Consider the following 20,067-nt stretch of genomic DNA (forward strand, 5'->3'; position numbering starts at 1 on the left):
ACCCCGCGGGACGGAGAGTAGAACGGATCCCATGCCGAAGTTCACCGACAGCGTCACCACCCCCGACGGCTCCTGCCCCGTCCGATTTTTCACCCCCGAAGGACCCGGCCCCTGGCCCGGCGTCGTCATGTACTGCGACGCCGGCGGGGTGCGAGACACCTTCGACGAGATGGCCGCCAAGCTGGCCGGATTCGGCTACGCGGTGCTGCTTCCCGACGTGTACTACCGCAGCGGCGACTGGGCCCCGTTCGACATGGCCACCGTGTTCAGCGACGAGCAGGAACGCAGGCGACTTTTCGGAATGATCGGCGGCATCACACCGGACAAAATGGCCAGCGACGCCGGCGCGTTCTTCGACTACCTGGCCGGTCGCCCCGAGGTGTCCGGCGAGCGATTCGGCGTGTGCGGCTACTGCATGGGCGGGCGGACGTCGCTGGTGGTGGCCGGCCGCCAACCGGACCGCGTCGCCGCCGCGGCGTCCTTCCACGGCGGCGGTCTGGTGAGCGACGGCGCGGACAGCCCCCACCTGCTGGCCGACCGGATCACCGCCACGGTGTACGTGGGTGGCGCCGAGAACGATGCATCGTTCACGACCGACCACGCCGAGCAGCTCGACAAGGCGCTGACGGCGGCCGGCGTGGCGCACACCATCGAGTGGTATCCCGCCGCCCACGGCTTCGCGGTCCCGGACAACCCTCCCTACGACCCCGCCGCCGACGAGCGGCACTGGGCGGCAATGAGGGAGGTCTTCGGGTCGGCGCTACCGCGCTAGGCTGGCGGCCTTTTCCCGGCTGATCGTCTCGAGCAGCAGGTTCGCCGCCACCGCCGCCCCGTCGGTGCGGATCGTGCTCGCCACGGCGCCCGCTCGCGCGCGGGCCTCGCGGGTCAACACGGGCTCGAGCGCGGCGAACAGCGACTCGGCGGTGGGCACCACACCTATGTGCGCGGTCCCGATGCCCAGTTCGCCGACCCGGCCCGCCCAGTACAACTGGTCGGCGCCCTGCGGCACCACCACCTGTGGGACGCCCGCGCCGGCGGCCGTCGTCGTGGTGCCCGCGCCGCCGTGGTGCACGACGGCGGCCACCCGCCCAAACAACGACTGCTGATTCACCTCACCGACGGAAAAGCAGTCGTCCCCGTCGTCGATCGGCGCCAGGCCGGCCCACCCCCGGGCGACGACCACCCGGCGGCCCAGCCCGCGGATCGCCTCGACGGCCGCAAGGGCGAGGTCGGCCGGGCCGCGCAGCGGCATGCTGCCGAAGCCCACGTACACCGGTGGCGTCCCGGCGTCCAGGAACTCGACCAGCTCCGCCGGCAGCGGACGCGTGTCCCGCAGCATCCAGGCGCCGGTTTGGACGACGTCGAGGTCCGTCGGCTCCTGCCACGGGCCCAATGTCTGGTCCGACGCCAGCCACGGGCGGTCGGTGAAGGCGTGACCTCGGACGTCGTGCACCGGCGGCAGGCGGACCTCGGCGCGGTGACGGTTGAGCGTCGGGCCGAAAAGCGCATTCACGTTTTGGGCGTCCAGGTCCCATAGCGCCCGGTGGTCGATCGCGCCCGATGGCAGCGGCCAGCTCCAGAACGAGGGCGGACGGTGGTGCGGCGACGGCAGGTTGGTGGGGTGATAGCTCGCGTAAACGTAATGGATGCCGAGCATTTCGGCCGCCGACCGGGCCCCGGCCGCCGCCGGCAGCAGGCCGGTGGCCACCAGCGCATCGCATCCCCGGGCCGCGTCCGCGACGGTGTCGAACTGCGCGGCGATCAACTCATCGAAGTGCCGCCGCAGGTACGCCTCGGACTGCGGACCGGCCGCGCTGGTCATGGCGCGCACCGACTCGCCGAATGCCACCAGCGGCACGCCGAAACCGGCGGCCCGTTCGGCGAACTCGTCGTCCGGCGGCGCGCAGATGCGAACCTCCGCGCCGAGCGCTTGCAGTTGGACGGCGAGGCCCAGCAGCGGCTCGACGCCACCGCGCGAATCGTATGTCGACAGCAACACACGCATTCGCTATCTCCATTCGCAACGGTGATTCGGAAACCGATTGTGCAGCCGCGGCGCGTGCGCCGCGAGCCCACGATATGTCGCCGAAGCTGTTTGCCGGACCAATCGCTAACGATCGCCTTGAGCAAAACCCGCCGGGGGCTCGGGGCACGGACCAGTGCCGCCGAAAGACAAGCAACTTGTCTGTCGCCCGGGTTGCGCGCCGACATGAGTTAGCGACAGCCCGGGCGCGGCACTTGCTGCCGCGGCGTGGCGACGATGCCGCGTTCATGAGAAGAGTTAGCGAAGCCGACCTCCCATGTTTGCTGTGGGAACGTGTCTAGCCGCGTAACGCGCGTCGGCGCCCGCGCTCAGCTAACAAAACAGCCTAGGAAATTACATGCCAATGGTATCGTTCTGGCGCCAGAGTCAATTGTGCACATGCCGAATAGCTAATTCAGCTAACCGCTATGGACTTCTCTCAAGCCTTCCCATAATATTTGCTGTGGGCGCGTTCAACTAAAAGCGCGCCTTTGCCGCATCCGGGAGGCCATGCCGGCGCGACGACGGGAGGACAGTGATCCCGATGATTCCCAAAGCCGCCGACGGTTCGCGCATTGAGCGCCGACGCCCGAGGCCGCCCGGCACCTTGCCGATCGACGAACTGCAGCGGATGCCGGCGTTGGTCGTCTTGGAACGGCTACCGGCCCCGGCCATCGCAGTCGACCGCGCGGGAACCATCCTGTTCGCCAACGGCTCGTTCTGCGACATGGTGGGCTACTCGCCGGATCAGCTCGCGTCGATGAACTTCGAAGACCTCTTCTACCGCATGCCGGCCGACGACGGCTGGATCACGCTGGTCGGCACGGGCGCCAAGCGCACCGTCGAGCTGCGGAACAGGGGCGGGCACTCGGTGTGGGCCAGCATGAGCAGGTCGGCGATGCGACGCCGTGACGACACCGTCGCCCTGGTCACCTTCCACGACCTCACCGAAGAGATGTGGCTGACCGGCGACTGCCGACGTCACGAGGACGGCAGGTTCACCAGCTTCGCCAACAGGGCGCGGTGGCGATAAGCGGTGCCCAGAGCTAACTGATCGCTCTTGGCGCGCTTGAGGTAGAGGTGCGCCGGATACTCCCAGGTCATTCCGATGCCGCCATGCAGCTGTACGCACTCCTCGGCGGCATGCACGGCAACGCCGCTGCAGTAGGCCTGCGCGAGCGCCGCCGCGGTCGCCGCGTCCTCATCGGCCGTGGCGCAGGTGTCGGCGGCGTGCCTGGCCACCGCCGTCGCAGTGCTGACCTCGAACCACAGATCCGCCAGCCGGTGCTTGATCGCCTGGTAGGACCCGATCGCGCGGCCAAACTGTTTGCGCTGCTTGACATACGCCAGCGTGGTATCGAAGCACCACTGGGCCACGCCCAGTTGCTCGGACGCGAGCAGCGCGGCCCCGGTCTGAAGCGCTTCGGCCACCGCGAGGTCCGCCGGCCCCAGCCGTGACGACGCCGCCCCCGAAAAGCGCACGCTCGCAAGCGGTCTCGTCATATCCAGCGAGAGCACGGGTGACACTTGCACGCCTGCGGCGGTGCGCGGCACGGTGTGCAGCTCGAGCCCGCCGGGCGCGGCCGCCGGCACCACCAGCACGTCGGCCTCGACGGCGCCCGCGACGCTGCCGACCTCTCCGCTCAGCCCGTCGGCGCCGGCACTGACGCCCCCAACTGAATCGCCCGACGCCGTGGACAGCGGCACCACCAGCGCCGCGGTGATCTCGCCGCGGGCCAGCGCACCCACCGTCTCGTCGTCGCCGGCCCGCAGCAGCGCGACGGTGGCGAGGACCGCGCTGGACAGGAACGGCACCGGCGCCACCGCGCGCCCGATCTCCTCCATGACGACCGCGGCCTCGCGCGCCGACGCGCCGGCGCCCCCAAGCGACTCGGGGACCAGCAGGCCGGCCACCCCTAGCTCGGCTGCCAGCGTCCGCCATATTCCCGAAAAGTCCTGTGGCGCAGCGTCATACGCTCGGGCCACCGATTCGGGCGGGCAGCGGTCGGCGAACAGGTGACGAACGCTGTCGCGCAACGCCTCCTCGGTATCGGAATACAGGAGATCGCTCACCGCGGCAGGTCCTTCCACGCGACGTCCTTGTCGACCCGGTGTTCGCCCGGCAGGCCGAGGATTCGTTCGGAGATGGTGTTGCGCAAGATCTCCGACGTGCCGCCCTCGATCGAGTTGCCGCGCGCCCGCAAGTAGCGGTATCCGGGCCCGCGACCGACGAGGTCGACCGTCTCCGGTCTGCGCAGGGTCCAGTCGTCGTAGCGCAGGCCCGCCTCACCGTGCAGCTCGATCTCGAACCCCGAGATCGCCTGGGCCAGACGGGCGAAGGCCACCTTCATGCCCGCACCCTCCGGTCCGGGCTGCCCGGTGCTGGCCTGCTGGCGCGAGCGTTCACCCGTCAGTCGAAGGGCCTCCGCGTCGACCCACAGCCGCATCAGCTCGTCGTGCATCGCGGGGTTGCGCAGCGCCGGCTGGTCGCGCCAGGCGCCGGTGACCTTGCCGATGTGCCCGCCCTCCCGCGGCATTCCGGCGCGAGTTCCGATGGCGACGCGCTCGTTGTTCAGCGTGGTGGTCGCGACGCGCCAGCCGCCGCCCTCTGCGCCGAGCCGATTCGCATCCGGCACCCGAACGTCCGTGAGGAACACCTCGTTGAACTCCGCCTCGCCGGTGATCTGGCGCAGCGGCCGGATGTCGACGCCCGGCTGGGTCAGGTCGCACAGGAAGTAGGTCAGGCCGGCGTGTTTGGGCACCGTCGGGTCGGTGCGGGCGACCAGGATGGCCATGTCCGCGTGCTGAGCCTGCGACGTCCACACCTTCTGCCCGTTGACGATCCAGTCGTCACCGTCGCGGACCGCGCGGGTGGACACCCCGGCCAGGTCCGAGCCGGCGCCGGGCTCGCTGAACAGCTGGCAGTAGATCTGTTCGCCAGTGAACAACGGGCGCAGAAACTTTCGCTTCTGCTCGTCCGTCCCGAACGCCGCGATCGTCGGCGCCGCCATGCCCATGCCGATGTAGTTCTTGACGGTGCCGCCCACCGGCGCGCCGGCGGCGGCCAGCCGCGCGTCGACGAACTGCTGCGTGTCCCGCGGAAGGCCGAGCCCGCCGAAACCCGGCGGCAGGTGGACCCAGGCCAGCCCCGCATCGTATTGCGCGCCAAGGAATTCCCGCGCTTCGGTGGTGGCCGGGTCGTGCTCGCCGAGCAGCGCCTGGACCCGCGCGGCCAGGTCCGCTGTGACGTCTATGGCGCTCATTGGGCCTGATATCCCTGGGCGGGGCCGAGCAGCAGGCCGCCGTCAATCACCATCGTCTCGCCGGTGATCCAGCTCGCCGCGTCGGAAACCAGGAACGCGACGGCGCCCGCCACGTCGGCCGGCTCACCGATGCGCCCGAGCGCGATCGTCGCCGCCAGCGGATCCTCGTGGTCCTTCCACAGCGCCTCGGCGAGCCTGGTGCGCACCACTCCCGGCGCGATGGCGTTGACCCGGACGCGAGGGGAAAGTTCCAGCGCCAGTTGCTTGGTGACGTGGATCAACGCGGCCTTGGTGGCGTTGTACATGCCCATCGCCGGCGACTGGTGCAGGCCACCGATCGAGGCAGTGTTGACGATCGAGCCGCCGTGCTCCCCCATCCACGCCTTGACCACCAGCGAGGTCCACAGCAGCGGTGCCCACAGGTTGACGTCGAAGATCTTGGTGAAGCGGGCGTGGTCCTGCTCTATCAGCGGGCCGTATGCCGGATTCGTGCCCGCATTGTTGACCAGGATGTCGACCCTGCCGAAGCGCTCCAGCGTGAGGTCTACGCAGTGGCGGGCGGCGTCCTCGTCGACGGCGTGGGCGCCGACGCCGACGGCCTTCTCGCCGACCTGCGCCGCGGCCTCGTCGGCCGCCTCCTGCTTGCGGGCGGTGAGCACTACGTCGGCGCCGGCGGCGGCCAGTTGCTGGGCGATCGCCAACCCGATTCCGCGCGAGGCGCCCGTGATGATCGCGGTCCGTCCGGTCAAATCCAGTGAGGTCATCGTGTGCCTTCTGTCCGCACCAATAATTATCGTTAGCGATGTTTTGTACCCGTGTGCGCGTGGTATGCGACACGCATGTTAGCCAAACTAAACCTCGTGAAACCACTGGTCGTGGCCGGGGCGGTCGCCGCAGCGATCGCCGCCGCACCGACGGCCGCCGCGGACGCGTTTGGGGCAGGACCGGCGATGACGGGGCCCGCGCCCACGCACATCGTCATCAAGGACGACCCGGGCGGCGGCGGTTGCGACGCCAACGGCAACTGCGGTTCGGGCGGCCAGAACCAGGGGCCCGGCGGCGGGCCCGGCGGGCAGGGTTGCGTGCCGGGCGTCGGCTGCGGCTCGGGCGGCCAGTTCGCCGGACCCGGTGGCGTGCCCGGCGGCACCGGGTGCCTGCCCGGCGTCGGCTGCGGTTCCGGCCACGGATAACCCTTTGACGGTCAGCCTCCCGGCAGCCTGGTGATCCAGGCCCGGGAGTCTGCGGGGTCGATGACGTCGTCGAGCTCGAACGTGGTGGCCGACCGCAGCGCCTTGCCGTGCTGGTAGGCCGCCGCCACCAGCTTGTCGAATAGCTGCTGGCGCTGGATCGGATCCTGTTCGGCCGCAAGTTCTTTGCTGAACCCGAGCCGCACCGCCCCTTCTAGCCCCATGCCGCCGATTTCGCCGGTCGGCCACGCGACGGTGAACTGAGGCGCGCGGAAGGACCCGCCGGCCATCGCCATCGCGCCCAGCCCATAACCCTTGCGCAGGATGATCATTCCCAGCGGTACCGTCAATCGCGCGCCCAGCACGAACATCCGGCCGAAGCGGCGCACGGCGGCTTCCTTTTCCGCGTCCGGCCCGACCATGAACCCGGGGGTGTCGCACAGCGAGATGACCGGCAGCCGGAACGACTCGCACAGCGCGAGAAAGTCACCGGCCTTGTCGGCGGCCTCGGCGTCGATCGCCCCGCCGAGATGATGGGTGCTGTTGGCCATCAGCCCGTATGCCATGCCCTCGACGCGAACCAGCGCGGTGACGATCCCGACGCCGTAGTCGGGGCGCAGTTCCAGCACGGAACCCACGTCGACGATCGACTCGATCGCGCGGTGCACGTCGTAGGCGCGTAATCGATTCTCCGGGACCACATGTCGGGCCGCCCGCGGGTCCGGCGCAGCCCATTCCCGCAAGGGGCCGTCGAAATACGACAGGTACTGCTTGGCCAGCGACACCGCGTGCGCCTCGTCGCGGGCGACCAGGCTCACGACGCCGTTGTGCCGCTGCACGTCGATCGGCCCGATCGCCTCCGGCGGGTACACCCCCAGCCCGCCGCCCTCGATCATGGCCGGACCACCCATTCCGATGTTGGCGTCCGGGGTCGCGATGATCACGTCGCACACCCCGGCCAGGGCCGCGTTGCCGGCGAAGCAGCGGCCGGACACGATCGACACCAGCGGCACCCGGCCGCTCAGTGCGGCCAGCATCCGGAACGTCGGCACGTCGAGGCCCGCGTGGCCACCGACGTCGGTGTCGCCCGGCCGGCCGCCGCCGCCCTCGGCAAACAGCACCACCGGCAGGCGTTTTCGGGTTGCCAGCTCGAAGACACGGTCGGTCTTGGCGTGATTGCGCATGCCCTGCGTGCCGGCGAGCACGGTGTAGTCGTAGGACACGACGACGGCCTCGACACCCCCAATCCGGGCCAGGCCGGCGACCAGGCCGTCGGCCGGGGTGTTGGCGATCAGGTCCTCCTCGGAGCGCCGGCTGCGTTGGGCGGCGATGGCCAGCGCGCCGTATTCGACGAAGCTGCCCGGGTCGACGAGGTCGGCGATGTTCTCGCGGGCGGTGCGCCGGCCGCGCGCGTGCCGCTTGGCGACGACCGCCTCCCGGCCCTCGTCCCGGGTGAGCAGGTGGCGCCTGTGCACCTCGTCGAGGTCGGCGCGCGGCCGATCGAGATCCATTGCGGTCGAGTAGGATTCGTTGTCGGCTTCGGCGCCCGTGCGGATGAACACCAGCAACGGATCGCCGGTTCCGACCACCTGGCCCGGCGTCATCAGGCTGCGGACCGTCCGCAGCGCGTCCGGGGCGGCGAGCACGTGCTGCATCTTCATCGCCTCGAGGACGACGAGCGGGGCGCCGGCCCCGAACGCCTCGCCCTCCGCGGCCACCTCCACGACCGTGCCGGCCAGTTGGGCGCGCAGCACTTCCTCGCCGGGGTAGAGCTCGACCGGCGCGACGCGGACCTCCTGCTGGTGAGCCAGCGCGGCGGCGGCCAGCGCGGGAAGCTTCTCGTCGAGGAAATCCGTTGTCACCCAGCCCGATTGGATCTCGCTGTCGCCCAGCAGCTCTCGCAGGAACCCGATGTTGGTGCGCACGCACTCGACGCCGAATTCACCCAGGGCGGTGTGAGCCTTGCGCACCGCCGCGGGCCACGACGTTCCGCGCACGTGGGTGATGACCTTGGCCAGCAGCGAGTCGTAGCGCGGGCTGGTGACCAGGCCCGGCCGGCCGTAGGTGTCGACACGCACGCCGGGGCCGCTCGGCGGCGAAAACACCGTCAACGTGCCCGCCGCCGGCACCACCGAACCGTCGGCGGCGAAGGTCTCCATGTTCACCCGGGCCTGGATCGCGATGCCGCGCCGGGCGGCCGGCTCGCCGATCACTTCGCTTCCGTCCGAGGCGATCCCGGCGGGGAGCCCGAGTTCGTAGTACGACGCGCCGCGGGCGATGGCCAGCTGTATGGCCACCAGGTCCACCCCGGTGGTTTCCTCGGTGACGGGGTGCTCGACCTGGATGCGCGGGTTGACCTCGAGGAAGACGAACCGGTCCCCGGTCACCAGGAATTCGACGGTGGCCACGCCGTGCAGACCCACCCTGGCGCACAGCCGGACCGCGGCCTGATGCACCGAATGGCGTAGTGCGTCCGAAAGTCCTTGGGCGGGTGCGATTTCGACCAGCTTCTGGTAACGCCGCTGGACGCTGCAGTCGCGGTCACCGAGGGCCAGCGCGCGCGTCTGGTGTCCGGCGGGCGCGCCCACGACCTGCACCTCGATGTGCCGCGCGGCGTCGAGGACGGCCTCGGCGAACAGCGCGGGATCCCCGAAGCCGAGTTGCGCCTCCGCCGCGCACTGTTGGTAAGCGTGCTCGATCTCCTCGGCGCGGCTCACCTTCCGCATTCCCCGGCCCCCGCCGCCGGCGAGGGCCTTGATCATGACGGCGCCACCCTGTTCGGCGAAAAACGCCTTGACGTCCTCGACACCGCTGGGTCCCTGGGTTGCCGGCAGCACCGGCACGCCCGCGGCGGTCGCGGCTTCGCGGGCCGACGATTTGTCGCCGACCAGCTCGAGCACGTCGGGGCCCGGACCGACGAACGTGTATCCGGCGGCCGCGCAGGCGCGCGCGAATTCGGCGTTCTCGGAGAGGAACCCGTAACCCGGGTGGATCAGCTCGGCGCCGGACTGCTTGGCCGCGGCGAGCAGTTCGGGCTGGTTCAGGTAGGCCGCCGGCCCGGCGCCCGGTAGGCCGATCGCTTCGTCGGCCGCGTGCACGTGGGGGCTCTCGGCGTCGTCTTCGGCGTAGACCGCCACCGTTCGGATGCCCAGTTCCGTTGCCGTGCGGATGATTCGGAGGGCGATCTCGCCGCGGTTGGCGATCAGCAGGGCGCTCATCGCAGCGGGTCGCCCCATTTCACCTCGCCGCGCAGCTTGCCCTTGAGCAGTTTGCCGCCGGCGTTGCGGGGCAGCGCTTCGGTCACCACGGTGACGTATTGCGGAATCTTGTAGTCGGCCAGCCGGCCGCGGCAGTGCTCAAGGACGGCCCGCACGTCGATCTCGCCCTCGCCGGCGAACAGGACGGCGCCGACCTTTTCGCCCATCACGTCGTCGGGCACCGCGAGCGCGCAGGCGTCGGCGACATTCGGCGCCGACAACAGCGCCGCCTCGACCTCGACGCTGGAGACGTTCTCGCCACCCCGGTTGATGATGTCCTTGAGCCGATCGACGATGTGCACCCGTCCCGCGTCGTCGACGCGAACCACGTCGCCGGTGTGCAGCCAGCCATCCGCGAAGGTGGCCCGGTTGGCGTCCGGCCGATTCCAGTAGCCCGCCGTGACATTGGCGCCGCGCGTGACCAACTCGCCCACCCCCGGCTCGTCACCACCGAACGGGACCAGGCCGAGGTCCACCGACGGGACGGCGTACCCCACGGAGTCGGCGTGCTCGACGGCGTCGCGATCCGGCAGGACAGTCATCAGCGAGGCGGTCTCGGTCATGCCGTACCCGTTGAACACGGTGGCTTGCGGAAACGCCTCCTTCACCGCCCCCACCAACGAGGGCGCAATGGGCGCGCCCCCATAACCGACCCAGCGGACCGAGGACACGTCGGCGCCGGCAAAGGCCTTGTGCCGCAACATCAGGGCGTAGATCGCCGGCACCGTCACCATCACGGAGATGCGTTCGGCCGCCAGCGTCGCGATCAATTCGTCGAGGTTGAGTGCGGGCATGATCACCGACGCTCCCCCGAGGCGAGCGGCGGCCAAAAGCTGTGAATTGCAGCCGGTTACATGGAACAGCGGCACCGAGATGAGGGTGCGCATTTCCTCGCCGAGGTCCCTCGGCTGCTCGAGGCAGCGGATCGCATTCTCGGTGTTGGTCACGAACGCCTCGTGGGTGGTCGGCACGCCCTTCGGGTGGCCGGTGGTGCCCGAGGTGTAGAACAGGGCGGCAATATCCGTGGGCGCGAGCCCGTGGGTGACGTAGGGGTCGCCGTCGGGCAATGGCGCGTCCGGCGCCAGGTCCATCCGCGCACCCGAGTCGGACAGGACGAACTCGACCTCCGGCTGCGCCGAGCGCGTATTGACCGCGACCGCAACGCCGCCGGCCATCACGGTGCCCCAGAACGCGAGCACCCAGTTGATGCCGGCTGGGTACCGCACGGCGACGCGATCACCCGGGCTCAGGCCGTCCGCCCGAAGGCCGCCGGCCACCCGCGCCGCGCGGTCCCACAGCTGCCGATAGGTCAATCGGCCGGCGCCCAATTCAGCGACGGCCTCACTGTTCGGGCGGTTGTCGACCTGTTCGGCGAGCATGTCCAGCAGGGTGGCGGGCAGGCGCTCGTAGCGCGGGACACCGTCGGCGCCGCGGGATACGCCGGTCGTCGGGAATGGGTTGTGCGTGCGGGGTATTTCGATCACTGGAGGCATGCCCGGTCCTTAGTTATCCTCCTGTCCTATCGTGATAGCGGTGACCATCGAGGATTCCGCCATCATGCCCGAGGCGTTCTTCGCTGTCGATGGCGACTCCTATCTGCCCGGCCCGCTGACGCGAGGACCCTGGGGCACGGCGCTGGGAGGCCAAAACGTCGGCGGCCTGCTGGCGTTCGGCATCGAGCGATCCGGGATCGACCCCGACCTTCAGCCCGCGCGCATCACGGTCGACCTGCTGCGCCCGGTGCTGCCCGAACCGGTGCGGATCGAGACCTCGGTGCAGCGCGAAGGCCGGCGCATCAAACTCATCGACGCCGCGCTGGTGCAGAACGGGCGAACCGTCGCGCGGGCTAGCTCGCTGTTCCTGCGACGGGGCGACCACCCGGAAGGCGAGGTGTGGTCTGGCCAGGTCGAGATGCCGCCGCTTCCGGCCGACTCCGACGGCTTCCCGGCCGACATGCCGTTTCTCATCTGGGGGTACGGCGCGACGCGTGTGGGCAGCCCCGGCATCGCGGCGGGCGAGTGGGAGCAGGCCCACTCCCAAAAGTTCGCCTGGACGCGGCTCTTTCGCCCGATGGTGCAGGGCTACCCGCTCACGCCCTTCACCCGGCTGGCGTTCGTCGGCGACATCACGAGTTCGCTGACCCATTGGGGCACTGGGGGTTTGCGCTACATCAACGCCGACTACACCGTCACCGCGAGCCGCCTGCCGGACGGCGAGTTCCTCGGGTTGGCGGCCCAGAGCCATTACGGCACCGCGGGTGTGGCCACCGGGACCGCCGTTCTGTTCGACCGGCACGGCCCGCTCGGCTCCAGCACGGCGCTGGCGCTGGCGCAGCCCGCCGACGCCTTCATGCCGGCTTCTTTCGATCAACCCATCAACTGAGCGGCGACGGTCGCGCCAAGTTCCCAGCACGATTCCAGGTCAGCCTTGCTGGGCTTTCCCGAAACCACCACCGTCTCAGCCACTTTCGTCCAACCGAGCCCGGTGGTGATGGCCTCGATGCCCCGCTCGGCGCCCTCGGTGCCCTCGTTGCCGTGCAGGTACACGCCGAACGGTCGCCCGCGCGTCGCGTCGAGGCACGGGTAGTAGCAGACGTCGAACGCGTGCTTGAGCGCACCGCTCATGTAACCCAGGTTGGCGGGAGTCCCGAGCAGGTAGCCGTCCGCCCCGAGCATGTCGGCGGGTGCGAGGGTGAGCGCGGGCCGCCGCACGACCTCGACGCCCTCAATCTCGGGATCGGTGGCGCCGGACAGCACCGCCTCGAACATCTCCTGCGTGTGCGGCGACGGCGTGTGGTGCACGATCAGCAGCGTCTTGCTCATCGGCCCGCCTGCAGTTCCAACGCGGTCTTCATGGCCTCTCGCGCGCGCCGACGATCCCCCGCGTAGTCGTAGGCCCGCGCCAGCCGGTACCAGCGCCGCCAGTCGTCGGGTTCGGCCTCGACCTCGGTGCGCACGGTGGCGAACAGCGCGTCGGCCGCGTCCCGCTCGATGCGGCCCGACGGCCGCCGCGGCAGCTCGCTGGTGTCGAGTTCCATTCCGTCAGCGGCGATCAGGCGGGCGAGGCGCTGGTGGGCGAACCCGGCCCGCAGCGTGGCGATCATCGCCCACAGGCCGATGGCGGGCATGATCAGCAGTGCCGCGCCGAGGCCGATGGCGGCCGGCCGGCCCGACCCTATCATCGCGACGGCCAGGCGGCCCAGCAGCACGAAGTACACCAGCATCGCCACGCACAGGAACGCGATGAGCAGCTGGATGTAGCGCGTGCGTCCGGTCATGTGAGGTTCAGCAGGGGCTCGAGGCCCACGGTGAGGCCGGGGCGCTCCTTGATCCGCCGTACGGCCAGCAGCACGCCCGGCACGAACGACGTGCGGTCCAGGCTGTCGTGGCGGATGGTCAGCGTCTCGCCCTCGGTGCCGAACAGGATCTCCTGATGGGCGACGAGCCCGGCCAGCCGTACGGAGTGCACCGGTATTCCATCTACCTCCGCGCCGCGGGCGCCGGGCAGGCTGCTACTGGTGGCATCGGGGTTGGGCGGCAAGCCCTTTCGGGATTCGGCGATCAGTCTCGCGGTGCGCGCGGCGGTGCCCGACGGGGCGTCGGCCTTGTGCGGGTGATGCAGCTCGATCACCTCGGCCGAGTCGAAGAACGGCGCCGCCTGCTTGGCGAAATGCATGGACAGGACGGCCCCGATCGCGAAGTTGGGCGCGATCAGCACACTCGTGTCGGGCTTGTCGCCCAGCCACGACTGCACTTGGTCGAGGCGCTCCTGGGTGAAGCCCGTCGTCCCGACCACGGCGTGAATTCCGTTGCCGATCAGGAACTCTAGATTGCCCATCACCACGTCGGGGTGGGTGAAGTCGATGACCACCTCGGTGTCGCCCTCGGTCAGCAGGCTCAGCGGATCACCGGCGTCCACTTCCGCCGACAGGACCAGATCCTCGGCGGCCTGCACGGCCGCCACCATCGTCGACCCGACTTTGCCCTTCGCCCCCAGCACACCTACCCGCATGGCCTTCACCCTAGACCGGGGCGTTGCCGCTCCTCGAGGATCCTCGTCAGACCGCTGGCGCATTTGCCGAATTTGCTTCAAGATATTGAGCGTTCCAATTTGGGCAAACCTAAAAAAGGAGAGGAACCATGGCGGCACAGAGGCGCTCTGGCCGGTTTATGAGCTTGGCGGCAATAACTGGCCCACTTGTGGCCGCCGGGGTCGTCTGGGCCGGCCCGGCTCAGGCCGACCCGATCTCCTATCTCAACGACCTGCACAACGCTGGGATCCAAGACTTCGCCGGCGGTGACCCGGCGCTGTTGCAAACGGGTCAGCGGCTGTGCCAGCAACTTTCGTACGGAGTTCCGCCCGCGCAGCTGCAGGCCATGGCGCTGCAGAAGTCCGATACCGACCTGGGTCCCAACGGGCTGAACCCGGCGCAGGCGGATCTCCTCGTTTACTGGGCCCAACGCGATCTGTGTCCGAGCGCCTGACATTTCCGTCGGAAACCATCGGAAATGGCTTTATCCACAGTTCGGCATTGATCCACAGGAACGCGTTTTTTCGATAGCCGGTGTCAGCGGCGCTGGATAGCATTCGAACATGGGTTCGATGGCGTTTCCGGCCGAGGTGTCCGCCGCGCTGGACGAGTTGCACGCGGCCACGGCGAAGGTCGCCGGGCTGAATTTCGGCACCCTCAGCCCGATCGTCCGCCTTCGCGCGCTGGAGCAGATGGAAGCGTCGCGCCGCCGCCAGGTTGCGGTGAGCCACGACGTGATCGCCGGCCTGGCCGATGAGGACTCTGCCGACATCGGCGGACCGGTCCACAAGGTGGTGGCCGACTGGCTGCGGATCAGCTACGCCGAGGCGTGCCGTCGGCTGCGTGACGTCAAACAGCTTTCGCCACGCCGGACCCTGACCGGCCAGGAGCTGGCGCCAGAGCTGCCCGCGACCGCCGACGCGTGGCGAGAAGGAATGCTCGACGGGCAGCACGTGCGGGTGATCCAGACGTTCGTCCGTGATCTGCCGCAAGCCATACCGGTCGACACGGTCGAAAAAGCCGAGCGGTTTCTGGCCCGCCAGGCGCTGGCACTGCGCCCCGATCAGTTGCAGAGGGTGGCGAACCAGTGTGCGCTGCGGATCAACCCCGACGGGAAATTCTCCGACGCCGACCGGGCCCGCCAGCGCGGCTTCACCTGGTGCGGGCAGCGCACCGACGGGATGAGCATCGGGAAGCTGGTGGCTTCGCCGGAGTTGCGCGCCAACATCGATGCGTGGCTCGCTCGGTTCGCGGCACCCGGGATGTGCAACCCGGACGACGAAAAACCTTGCGTCGACGGCGAGCCCGCCGAGGAGTTCGCGAGCAGGGACACCCGCAGCCACGCCCAGCGCCAGCACGACGCGCTCAATGCCCTGGCGCGTAGCCGGCTGGGCGACCCCAAACTCGGCGTGCACAACGGGTTGCCGGTGACCGTCATCGTGTCGACCACGCTGCGGGAACTGACCGCCGGCACGGGCCGAGCCGTGACGGGCGGCGGCACGCTGCTGCCCATGCGCGACGTGATCCGGATGGCCAGCCACGCCTACCACTATCTTGCGGTGTTCGACGAACACTCGAATCGGCCGTTGTATCTGGGCCGGTCAAGGCGAATCGCGTCACCGGACCAGCGCATCGTCCTTTACTCGAAGGCCCGCGGCTGCACGCGTCCCGGCTGCGACGTGCCGGGCTACTGGTCCGAGGTCCACCACATCGACGACTGGTCCACCGGCGGCATGACCGATGTGGACAAGCTCACGTTCGCTTGCAAGCCCGATCACAAGCTGATCGAAAAAGGCTGGCGCACAAGAAAACTCCCTGATGGCCGCACCGAGTGGATCCCGCCGCCGCACTTAGACCGCGGCCAACCGCGCACCAACGAATATCACCACCCGGAACGCCTCTTCGACGACGATGACGGCGAGGCGCCTTGACCCGCCCGCCTACGTCTTGAACCGCCCCGCGAACCCGCGCAGCGGCAGGTCGGCGCTGGTGATGAGTCCCGGGCGCGCGGCCACCACCGACTGGATCGCCCGGAGGGCCGGCATGCCCGTGACGGTCATGCCGATGGAGGCGAAGCTGTCCGGATTGGACAGGTCCACACCGGGCTTGGGGAAAATCATGTGCTTGTTGTAGACGCACGGGTCGCCCTTGATCTGAGTGATGTAGCAGCCCTTGATGTTCCAGCTCGGGTCGGTGTGCGGGGTCATCTGCCACTCCAGGTGCGTCTCGACGCGGGGCACCCCGTCCACCATGCCCTGATACTTGATGTAGTTGCCGCCCAGCGAGCCCTTGGGCAGCGTATACCAGCCCAGGTCCACGTCCTTGGTGCAGGCGCCGAGCTCGTAGCTGAACTTCACCTCGTCGAGGGGCAGGTCGAAGCAGTCGGCCATCATCAGCACGCTGTCGGCGAAGACGCGGGTGTACTTCTCCAGCTTCGACGGGATCGATGGATCGTCGACCGGCTGGCCGTAGCCCACCTCGAGCCAGGTGTCCTTGGAGTGGTGGCACGACACGTCGACGGACTCGATGGTGGTGACGTTCTCGATGTCGGCGACGTCGGCCGAGCACACGACGCCGAGGATCTGGTTCAGGCCCGGGTTCATGCCGGTGCCGTAGAACGTCGCGCCGCCCTTTTCGCAGGCTTCGGCCAGCAGCTGGGTCACCGGCTTGCCCGACGGGTGCGGGTGGTTCGTGTCGCGGTGCCAGCCGGTGATCCAGTCGGCCGTGGTGACGATATTGATGCCCGCCTCAAGCACTTTGACGTAGAGGTCCTCGTCGGGGAAGACGCCGTGAAACGTCAGCACGTCCGGCTTGGCCGCGATGATCTCCTCGACGGTGCCGGTGGCCGTCACGCCGTTGGGCGCGATGCCCGCGAGCTCGCCGGCATCGCGCCCGATCTTCTCGGGCGAATAGCAGTGCAGGCCAATGAGTTCCAGATCCGGTTGCGTGGCGATCCGCCTGATCATCTCGGAACCGACGTTTCCGGTGGCCACCTGGAAGACGCGGATCGGTGCATTCATTTTGGCTTAGCCTTCCTGGTAGAACTGCTTGGCCCACTTGCGGATCGCGGTGAAGCCCTCGTACTCGTCGGGGGCCAGCGCGGGCGGGTCGGAGTAGCGCTGGTGCTGCCAGATCTCGATGTCCTGCTCGAACTGCCGGATCACCTCACGGCCGAATTCGGCCGCCCTGAGCTCGGCCCGCGCCGGATCCTTGCCCGGCACGCGCCCGATGTAGACCATGAACCGGACGTCGGAGGTGGATTCGTCGACGGGGGTGACGGCGGAGATGGTGCGGTTGTCGACCATCCCCCAGCTCTTGGTCACCGCGATGCCCAACCCGCCGTTGATCGCCTCGACGCCGCTGTTGACGTCCTCGATCTTCTGGCCGTCGTCGCCCTCGAACGTGATGGTGAAGTCGACGAAGGACACCGCGTCGGCGAAGTCGTGGCGAGTGAACACCGGCACGATCGGCGTGTTGTGCACGAACTTGAAATGCGCGAAGTCCACACCGTTTTCGAGCACGTACTGCGGGTGCAGCTCCAAGGCCTGGCGATACAGCCGCTGCTGGGGGTAGTAGTCGTCGGCGTTGCGGCCGTCGTCGAACGATGCGAACACGTCGGGCGCGTCGAAGAAGGGCTCGCGACGCTCGACGTCGTGCCAGATGTAGACCGACTGGTTGCGCTCCACCACGGGATAGGTGCGAATTCGCCTGCCGCGGTTGGGCCGATCCTGATACGGGATGCAGACGTTGCGCCCCTCGGCGCTCCACTGCCAGCCATGGAACGGACACTGCAGCACGTCGCCGACGACCTTGCCGCCGTAGCCGAGGTGCGCGCCGAGGTGCTCGCAGTAGGCGTTCATCACGGTGAGGGCGCCGGATTCGGCGCGCCAGGCGACCATCTCCTGGTCGAAGTACTTCATCTTGTGCACGTCGCCGACGCCGATCTCGTCGGACCAGGCGACCTGGAACCATCCGGTCGGCTTCATCGACAGCGGCGGCTTGGCCATGCGGGCATCCCTCCTCGCCGAATCAGAGTACCCTCTATGAAAATGTTAGGCTAGCCGGGTGGCCGAAACCAAGGTCGCCGGGCGACGCCCCAACCGGCGCGGCAACGCGACGCGCGAGAGCATGCTCGAGGCCGCGCTGAAGTCACTGGCCTCGGGCGAGCCGGGGTCGGTGTCGGCCAACCGCATCGCCAAGGACATCGGCGCCACCTGGGGCGCGGTGCAATACCAGTTCGGCGACACCGACGGCTTTTGGGCCGCCGTCCTGCACCGCACCGCCGAGCGGCGCGCCGCCACGTTCTCTGTGCTGTCGGAGCCGGAACACTCCGACGCCCCGCTGCGCGAGCGCGTCGGCGCCATCATCGACACGCTCTACCGTGGCCTGGCTTCGGCGGATTCCCGCGCCATCGAAAACCTGCGGGCGGCACTCCCCCGCGACCCCCGCGAGCTCGAACGGCTCTACCCGCGCACGGCGGCCGAGCTGTTCTCCTGGGGCAAGAGCTGGCTCGAGACGTGCCAGAACGCCTTTGCCGGCCTGGACGTCGACCCGGACCGGGTGCGTGAGGTGGCCGCGCTCATCCCCGGGGCGATGCGCGGGCTGGTCTCGGAGCGCCAGCTCGGCTCGTACGCCGACCTGGACATGGCCCGGCGCGGTCTGACCAACGCCCTGGCCGCCTATCTGGAGCGACGGCCCGACCGTTGACCCTTAGCCTTGACGTGTGGAGGCCCTCGACATCCGGATCCGCGAAGCCACGCCCGACGATTTCGCCGACGTCGCGGAGATGCACTATCCGGTTTGGCGGCGGTCCTGGGACGGAATACTCACGCCGCCGCTGCTCGACATCCTGGGTCCGCCGAAGCGCTGGGTGGCCGAGATCTATCCCCACACGCTGAACCGCGACGGCTGGCGGATGTGGGTCGCCGAGTCCGGTGGCCGGACGCTGGGCGTCGCCATCTTCGGGCCGGACCCCGACGAACGGGGCGCCGTCCAGATCGACGCGCTGTACATCGCGGACGAAAGCCAGCGGCACGGCATCGGCCGCCGCCTGCTCGACGAAATCCTGAGCGCGCACCCGTCCGGCGACGTCATCCTGTGGGCCGCGGTGCGAAACGACAAGGCGCGCCGCTTCTACGAGAAGAATAACTTTCGCGTCGACGGCCGCACCCTCGACTGGGAACCGCTGCCCGGCATCAAGGTGGCCCACGTGGGCTACCGGCTTACGCGTCGATGACCAGACGATCGCCGCTGGCCCGCGACACGCAGACCACCATTTCGTCGTCGCCGACGGCCACGCGGCCGCGGTGATCGACCTGCCCGTCAAGCACTTTGACCTTGCACGTCCCGCAGAAGCCCTGCTGGCACGAGTACGGGGTGGTCGGATCCAGATCACGCATGACGTCGAGCGCCGAACGATTCACCGGCACGCTGAGCACTCGCCCCGAGCGCGCCAGCTCCAGCTCGAACGGCACCCCGTCGACCACCGGCGGCGGGCTGAATCGCTCGTAATGCAAGGGCGCGTCGGCGAATTCGTTTCGCGCCACGCGCACCGCCTCCAGCATGGGCGTCGGCCCGCAGACGTACACCGCCGTCGTCGGGCCGGCGCCGACCAGCAGGTCGTCGACACCCGCGAAGCGGCCGTGCTCGTCGTCGGCCCAGACCGTCAGCCGGTCCCCGGCCAGCGAGGAGACCTCGTCCAGGAATGGCATGTACTCGCGGCTTCTTCCGGCATAGATTGCGCGCCAATCGATTCCGCGCTGTGACGCCGCCTTCATCATCGGCAGGATGGGCGTCACCCCGATGCCGCCGATGACGAACAGCACGTCGCGTTCGGCGGTGCCGAGGTAAAAGGCGTTGCGCGGGCCCTCGAACACCAACGTGTCCCCCACCGCGAAGGCGTCGTGCATCTCGATGGAACCGCCTCCGCCGTCGGCGATCCGGCGCACGGCGATGCGGTAGTCGGTGCGGCGCCCGGGCGGTCCGCACAGCGAGTACTGCCGGCGCCTGCCCGAGGGCAACTGCACGTCGATGTGCCCGCCCGGTGTCCACGATGGGAGCAATCCGCCGTCCGGGTCGGCCAGCGTCAGCGCGACGACGTCGGGCGCGACGAGTTCGCGCTTGGTGATCACCGCGCGCAGGGCCCGCGGCACCGGCTTCACCCGCGACGGCTGCCACCGCGAGACCGCGGCGAATCCGCCGAAGCACAGGCGCACGCCCCACAGCATCGTGCCGAGGCGGTCGCGGTCGCGCCGACCGTACAGGTCGACCGGCCTGCTTCCCCAAATGCTCTCGGGCACGGCGGAAT

The 20,067-nt window shown here is 69.2% G+C and carries 20 protein-coding genes; 8 read left to right on the forward strand and 12 right to left on the reverse strand.

All coding sequences use genetic code 11. The annotated features are described in order from the left end of the window. Positions 1-31: 31 nt before the first annotated feature. Entirely contained in the window at positions 32-772 is a 741-nt protein-coding gene (locus tag AWB92_RS10985) for a dienelactone hydrolase family protein (protein WP_085185483.1), read from the forward strand. Here AWB92_RS10985 and AWB92_RS10990 read toward each other — a convergent pair. Continuing rightward, positions 761-2,005 (reverse strand): glycosyltransferase, encoded by a 1,245-nt coding sequence (locus AWB92_RS10990; protein ID WP_085185485.1) that lies wholly within the window; start codon positions 2,003-2,005, stop codon positions 761-763. The genes AWB92_RS10985 and AWB92_RS10990 overlap by 12 nt on opposite strands. A 562-nt stretch (positions 2,006-2,567) precedes the next feature. Between AWB92_RS10990 and AWB92_RS10995 the strand changes: the two genes are divergently transcribed. Beyond that, positions 2,568-3,056, forward strand: a complete 489-nt coding sequence (locus AWB92_RS10995; RefSeq protein WP_085185487.1) for a PAS domain-containing protein — start codon at positions 2,568-2,570, stop codon at positions 3,054-3,056. Here AWB92_RS10995 and AWB92_RS11000 read toward each other — a convergent pair. Genes AWB92_RS11000 through AWB92_RS11010 form a run of 3 tightly spaced genes read right to left on the reverse strand, consistent with a single transcriptional unit; the run spans position 3,005 to position 6,050 of the window. Further along, positions 3,005-4,096 (reverse strand): acyl-CoA dehydrogenase family protein, encoded by a 1,092-nt coding sequence (locus AWB92_RS11000; RefSeq protein ID WP_085185489.1) that lies wholly within the window; start codon positions 4,094-4,096, stop codon positions 3,005-3,007. The two genes, AWB92_RS10995 and AWB92_RS11000, sit on opposite strands and share 52 nt — an antisense overlap. Beyond that, positions 4,093-5,286, reverse strand: coding sequence for an acyl-CoA dehydrogenase family protein (locus tag AWB92_RS11005; protein WP_085185491.1), 1,194 nt, complete (start codon positions 5,284-5,286; stop codon positions 4,093-4,095). The genes AWB92_RS11000 and AWB92_RS11005 overlap by 4 nt, the downstream gene beginning before the upstream one ends. After that, entirely contained in the window at positions 5,283-6,050 is a 768-nt protein-coding gene (locus AWB92_RS11010; RefSeq protein ID WP_085185493.1) for an SDR family oxidoreductase, read from the reverse strand. The genes AWB92_RS11005 and AWB92_RS11010 overlap by 4 nt, the downstream gene beginning before the upstream one ends. Before the next feature lie 96 nt (positions 6,051-6,146). On the opposite strand from AWB92_RS11010, the gene AWB92_RS11015 reads away from it, so the two are divergent. Then, the gene (locus AWB92_RS11015; protein WP_068185179.1) at positions 6,147-6,476 is read left to right on the forward strand and encodes a PE-PGRS family protein; all 330 of its coding nucleotides are present in this window, start codon (positions 6,147-6,149) and stop codon (positions 6,474-6,476) included. Between the two features lie 11 nt (positions 6,477-6,487). On the opposite strand, the gene AWB92_RS11020 is transcribed toward AWB92_RS11015, so the two are convergent. Both AWB92_RS11020 and AWB92_RS11025 read right to left on the reverse strand, forming a co-directional pair. Then, the gene (locus tag AWB92_RS11020) at positions 6,488-9,691 is read right to left on the reverse strand and encodes a carboxyl transferase domain-containing protein (RefSeq protein WP_085185701.1); all 3,204 of its coding nucleotides are present in this window, start codon (positions 9,689-9,691) and stop codon (positions 6,488-6,490) included. Beyond that, on the reverse strand, positions 9,688-11,223 hold the full coding sequence (locus AWB92_RS11025) for a class I adenylate-forming enzyme family protein (RefSeq protein WP_173817396.1): 1,536 nt from the start codon (positions 11,221-11,223) through the stop codon (positions 9,688-9,690). Before AWB92_RS11025 ends, AWB92_RS11020 begins: the two co-directional genes overlap by 4 nt. A 40-nt stretch (positions 11,224-11,263) precedes the next feature. Here AWB92_RS11025 and AWB92_RS11030 point away from each other — a divergent pair, with 40 nt between their 5' ends. Then, a complete protein-coding gene (locus AWB92_RS11030) occupies positions 11,264-12,112 on the forward strand; it encodes a thioesterase family protein (RefSeq protein WP_173817397.1) in 849 nt (282 codons plus the stop codon). Here the strand turns inward: AWB92_RS11030 and AWB92_RS11035 are convergent. From AWB92_RS11035 to dapB, 3 genes are read right to left on the reverse strand one after another with little or no spacing between them, the layout of a single operon-like run. Beyond that, a complete protein-coding gene (locus AWB92_RS11035; protein WP_085185497.1) occupies positions 12,097-12,552 on the reverse strand; it encodes an NAD(P)H-dependent oxidoreductase in 456 nt (151 codons plus the stop codon). The genes AWB92_RS11030 and AWB92_RS11035 overlap by 16 nt on opposite strands. Then, the gene (locus AWB92_RS11040) at positions 12,549-13,007 is read right to left on the reverse strand and encodes a hypothetical protein (RefSeq protein WP_085185499.1); all 459 of its coding nucleotides are present in this window, start codon (positions 13,005-13,007) and stop codon (positions 12,549-12,551) included. Before AWB92_RS11040 ends, AWB92_RS11035 begins: the two co-directional genes overlap by 4 nt. Then, positions 13,004-13,741, reverse strand: a complete 738-nt coding sequence (gene dapB / locus AWB92_RS11045; RefSeq protein ID WP_085185705.1) for a 4-hydroxy-tetrahydrodipicolinate reductase — start codon at positions 13,739-13,741, stop codon at positions 13,004-13,006. The genes AWB92_RS11040 and dapB overlap by 4 nt, the downstream gene beginning before the upstream one ends. A gap of 128 nt (positions 13,742-13,869) precedes the next feature. On the opposite strand from dapB, the gene AWB92_RS11050 reads away from it, so the two are divergent. Beyond that, positions 13,870-14,214: a DUF732 domain-containing protein gene (locus AWB92_RS11050; protein ID WP_068113371.1), complete on the forward strand. Its 345-nt coding sequence runs from the start codon at positions 13,870-13,872 to the stop codon at positions 14,212-14,214. A gap of 109 nt (positions 14,215-14,323) precedes the next feature. Next, positions 14,324-15,691, forward strand: a complete 1,368-nt coding sequence (locus tag AWB92_RS11055) for an HNH endonuclease signature motif containing protein (RefSeq protein WP_085185501.1) — start codon at positions 14,324-14,326, stop codon at positions 15,689-15,691. Positions 15,692-15,700: 9 nt separating this feature from the next. Here the strand turns inward: AWB92_RS11055 and AWB92_RS11060 are convergent, their stop codons facing one another. Both AWB92_RS11060 and AWB92_RS11065 read right to left on the reverse strand, forming a co-directional pair. After that, entirely contained in the window at positions 15,701-16,780 is a 1,080-nt protein-coding gene (locus AWB92_RS11060) for a dihydrodipicolinate reductase (protein WP_085185503.1), read from the reverse strand. A 6-nt stretch (positions 16,781-16,786) separates the two neighbouring features. Continuing rightward, positions 16,787-17,767, reverse strand: a complete 981-nt coding sequence (locus AWB92_RS11065; RefSeq protein ID WP_085185505.1) for a Rieske 2Fe-2S domain-containing protein — start codon at positions 17,765-17,767, stop codon at positions 16,787-16,789. A 121-nt stretch (positions 17,768-17,888) separates the two neighbouring features. Here AWB92_RS11065 and AWB92_RS11070 point away from each other — a divergent pair, with 121 nt between their 5' ends. Further along, on the forward strand, positions 17,889-18,467 hold the full coding sequence (locus AWB92_RS11070; RefSeq protein WP_085185707.1) for a TetR family transcriptional regulator: 579 nt from the start codon (positions 17,889-17,891) through the stop codon (positions 18,465-18,467). A gap of 16 nt (positions 18,468-18,483) precedes the next feature. Then, positions 18,484-18,996, forward strand: coding sequence for a GNAT family N-acetyltransferase (locus AWB92_RS11075; RefSeq protein ID WP_068113383.1), 513 nt, complete (start codon positions 18,484-18,486; stop codon positions 18,994-18,996). Here the strand turns inward: AWB92_RS11075 and AWB92_RS11080 are convergent. Beyond that, complete coding sequence (locus AWB92_RS11080) at positions 18,983-20,059, reverse strand: PDR/VanB family oxidoreductase (RefSeq protein ID WP_085185507.1); 1,077 nt, start codon at positions 20,057-20,059, stop codon at positions 18,983-18,985. The two genes, AWB92_RS11075 and AWB92_RS11080, sit on opposite strands and share 14 nt — an antisense overlap. Positions 20,060-20,067: the final 8 nt, after the last annotated feature.

This window comes from Mycobacterium sp. IEC1808 (assembly GCF_002101935.1).
Lineage (GTDB): Bacteria > Actinomycetota > Actinomycetes > Mycobacteriales > Mycobacteriaceae > Mycobacterium.

Coding starts and splice junctions, on each gene's coding strand:
- dapB (WP_085185705.1), bottom strand. CDS start 13,741: ATGCGGGTAGGTGTGCTGGGGGCGAAGGGCAAAGTCGGGTCGACGATG.
- AWB92_RS11060 (WP_085185503.1), bottom strand. CDS start 16,780: ATGAATGCACCGATCCGCGTCTTCCAGGTGGCCACCGGAAACGTCGGT.
- AWB92_RS11020 (WP_085185701.1), bottom strand. CDS start 9,691: ATGAGCGCCCTGCTGATCGCCAACCGCGGCGAGATCGCCCTCCGAATC.
- AWB92_RS10985 (WP_085185483.1), top strand. CDS start 32: ATGCCGAAGTTCACCGACAGCGTCACCACCCCCGACGGCTCCTGCCCC.
- AWB92_RS10990 (WP_085185485.1), bottom strand. CDS start 2,005: ATGCGTGTGTTGCTGTCGACATACGATTCGCGCGGTGGCGTCGAGCCG.
- AWB92_RS11065 (WP_085185505.1), bottom strand. CDS start 17,767: ATGGCCAAGCCGCCGCTGTCGATGAAGCCGACCGGATGGTTCCAGGTC.
- AWB92_RS11035 (WP_085185497.1), bottom strand. CDS start 12,552: ATGAGCAAGACGCTGCTGATCGTGCACCACACGCCGTCGCCGCACACG.
- AWB92_RS11025 (WP_173817396.1), bottom strand. CDS start 11,223: ATGCCTCCAGTGATCGAAATACCCCGCACGCACAACCCATTCCCGACG.
- AWB92_RS11055 (WP_085185501.1), top strand. CDS start 14,324: ATGGGTTCGATGGCGTTTCCGGCCGAGGTGTCCGCCGCGCTGGACGAG.
- AWB92_RS11005 (WP_085185491.1), bottom strand. CDS start 5,286: ATGAGCGCCATAGACGTCACAGCGGACCTGGCCGCGCGGGTCCAGGCG.
- AWB92_RS11050 (WP_068113371.1), top strand. CDS start 13,870: ATGGCGGCACAGAGGCGCTCTGGCCGGTTTATGAGCTTGGCGGCAATA.
- AWB92_RS10995 (WP_085185487.1), top strand. CDS start 2,568: ATGATTCCCAAAGCCGCCGACGGTTCGCGCATTGAGCGCCGACGCCCG.
- AWB92_RS11010 (WP_085185493.1), bottom strand. CDS start 6,050: ATGACCTCACTGGATTTGACCGGACGGACCGCGATCATCACGGGCGCC.
- AWB92_RS11040 (WP_085185499.1), bottom strand. CDS start 13,007: ATGACCGGACGCACGCGCTACATCCAGCTGCTCATCGCGTTCCTGTGC.
- AWB92_RS11070 (WP_085185707.1), top strand. CDS start 17,889: ATGCTCGAGGCCGCGCTGAAGTCACTGGCCTCGGGCGAGCCGGGGTCG.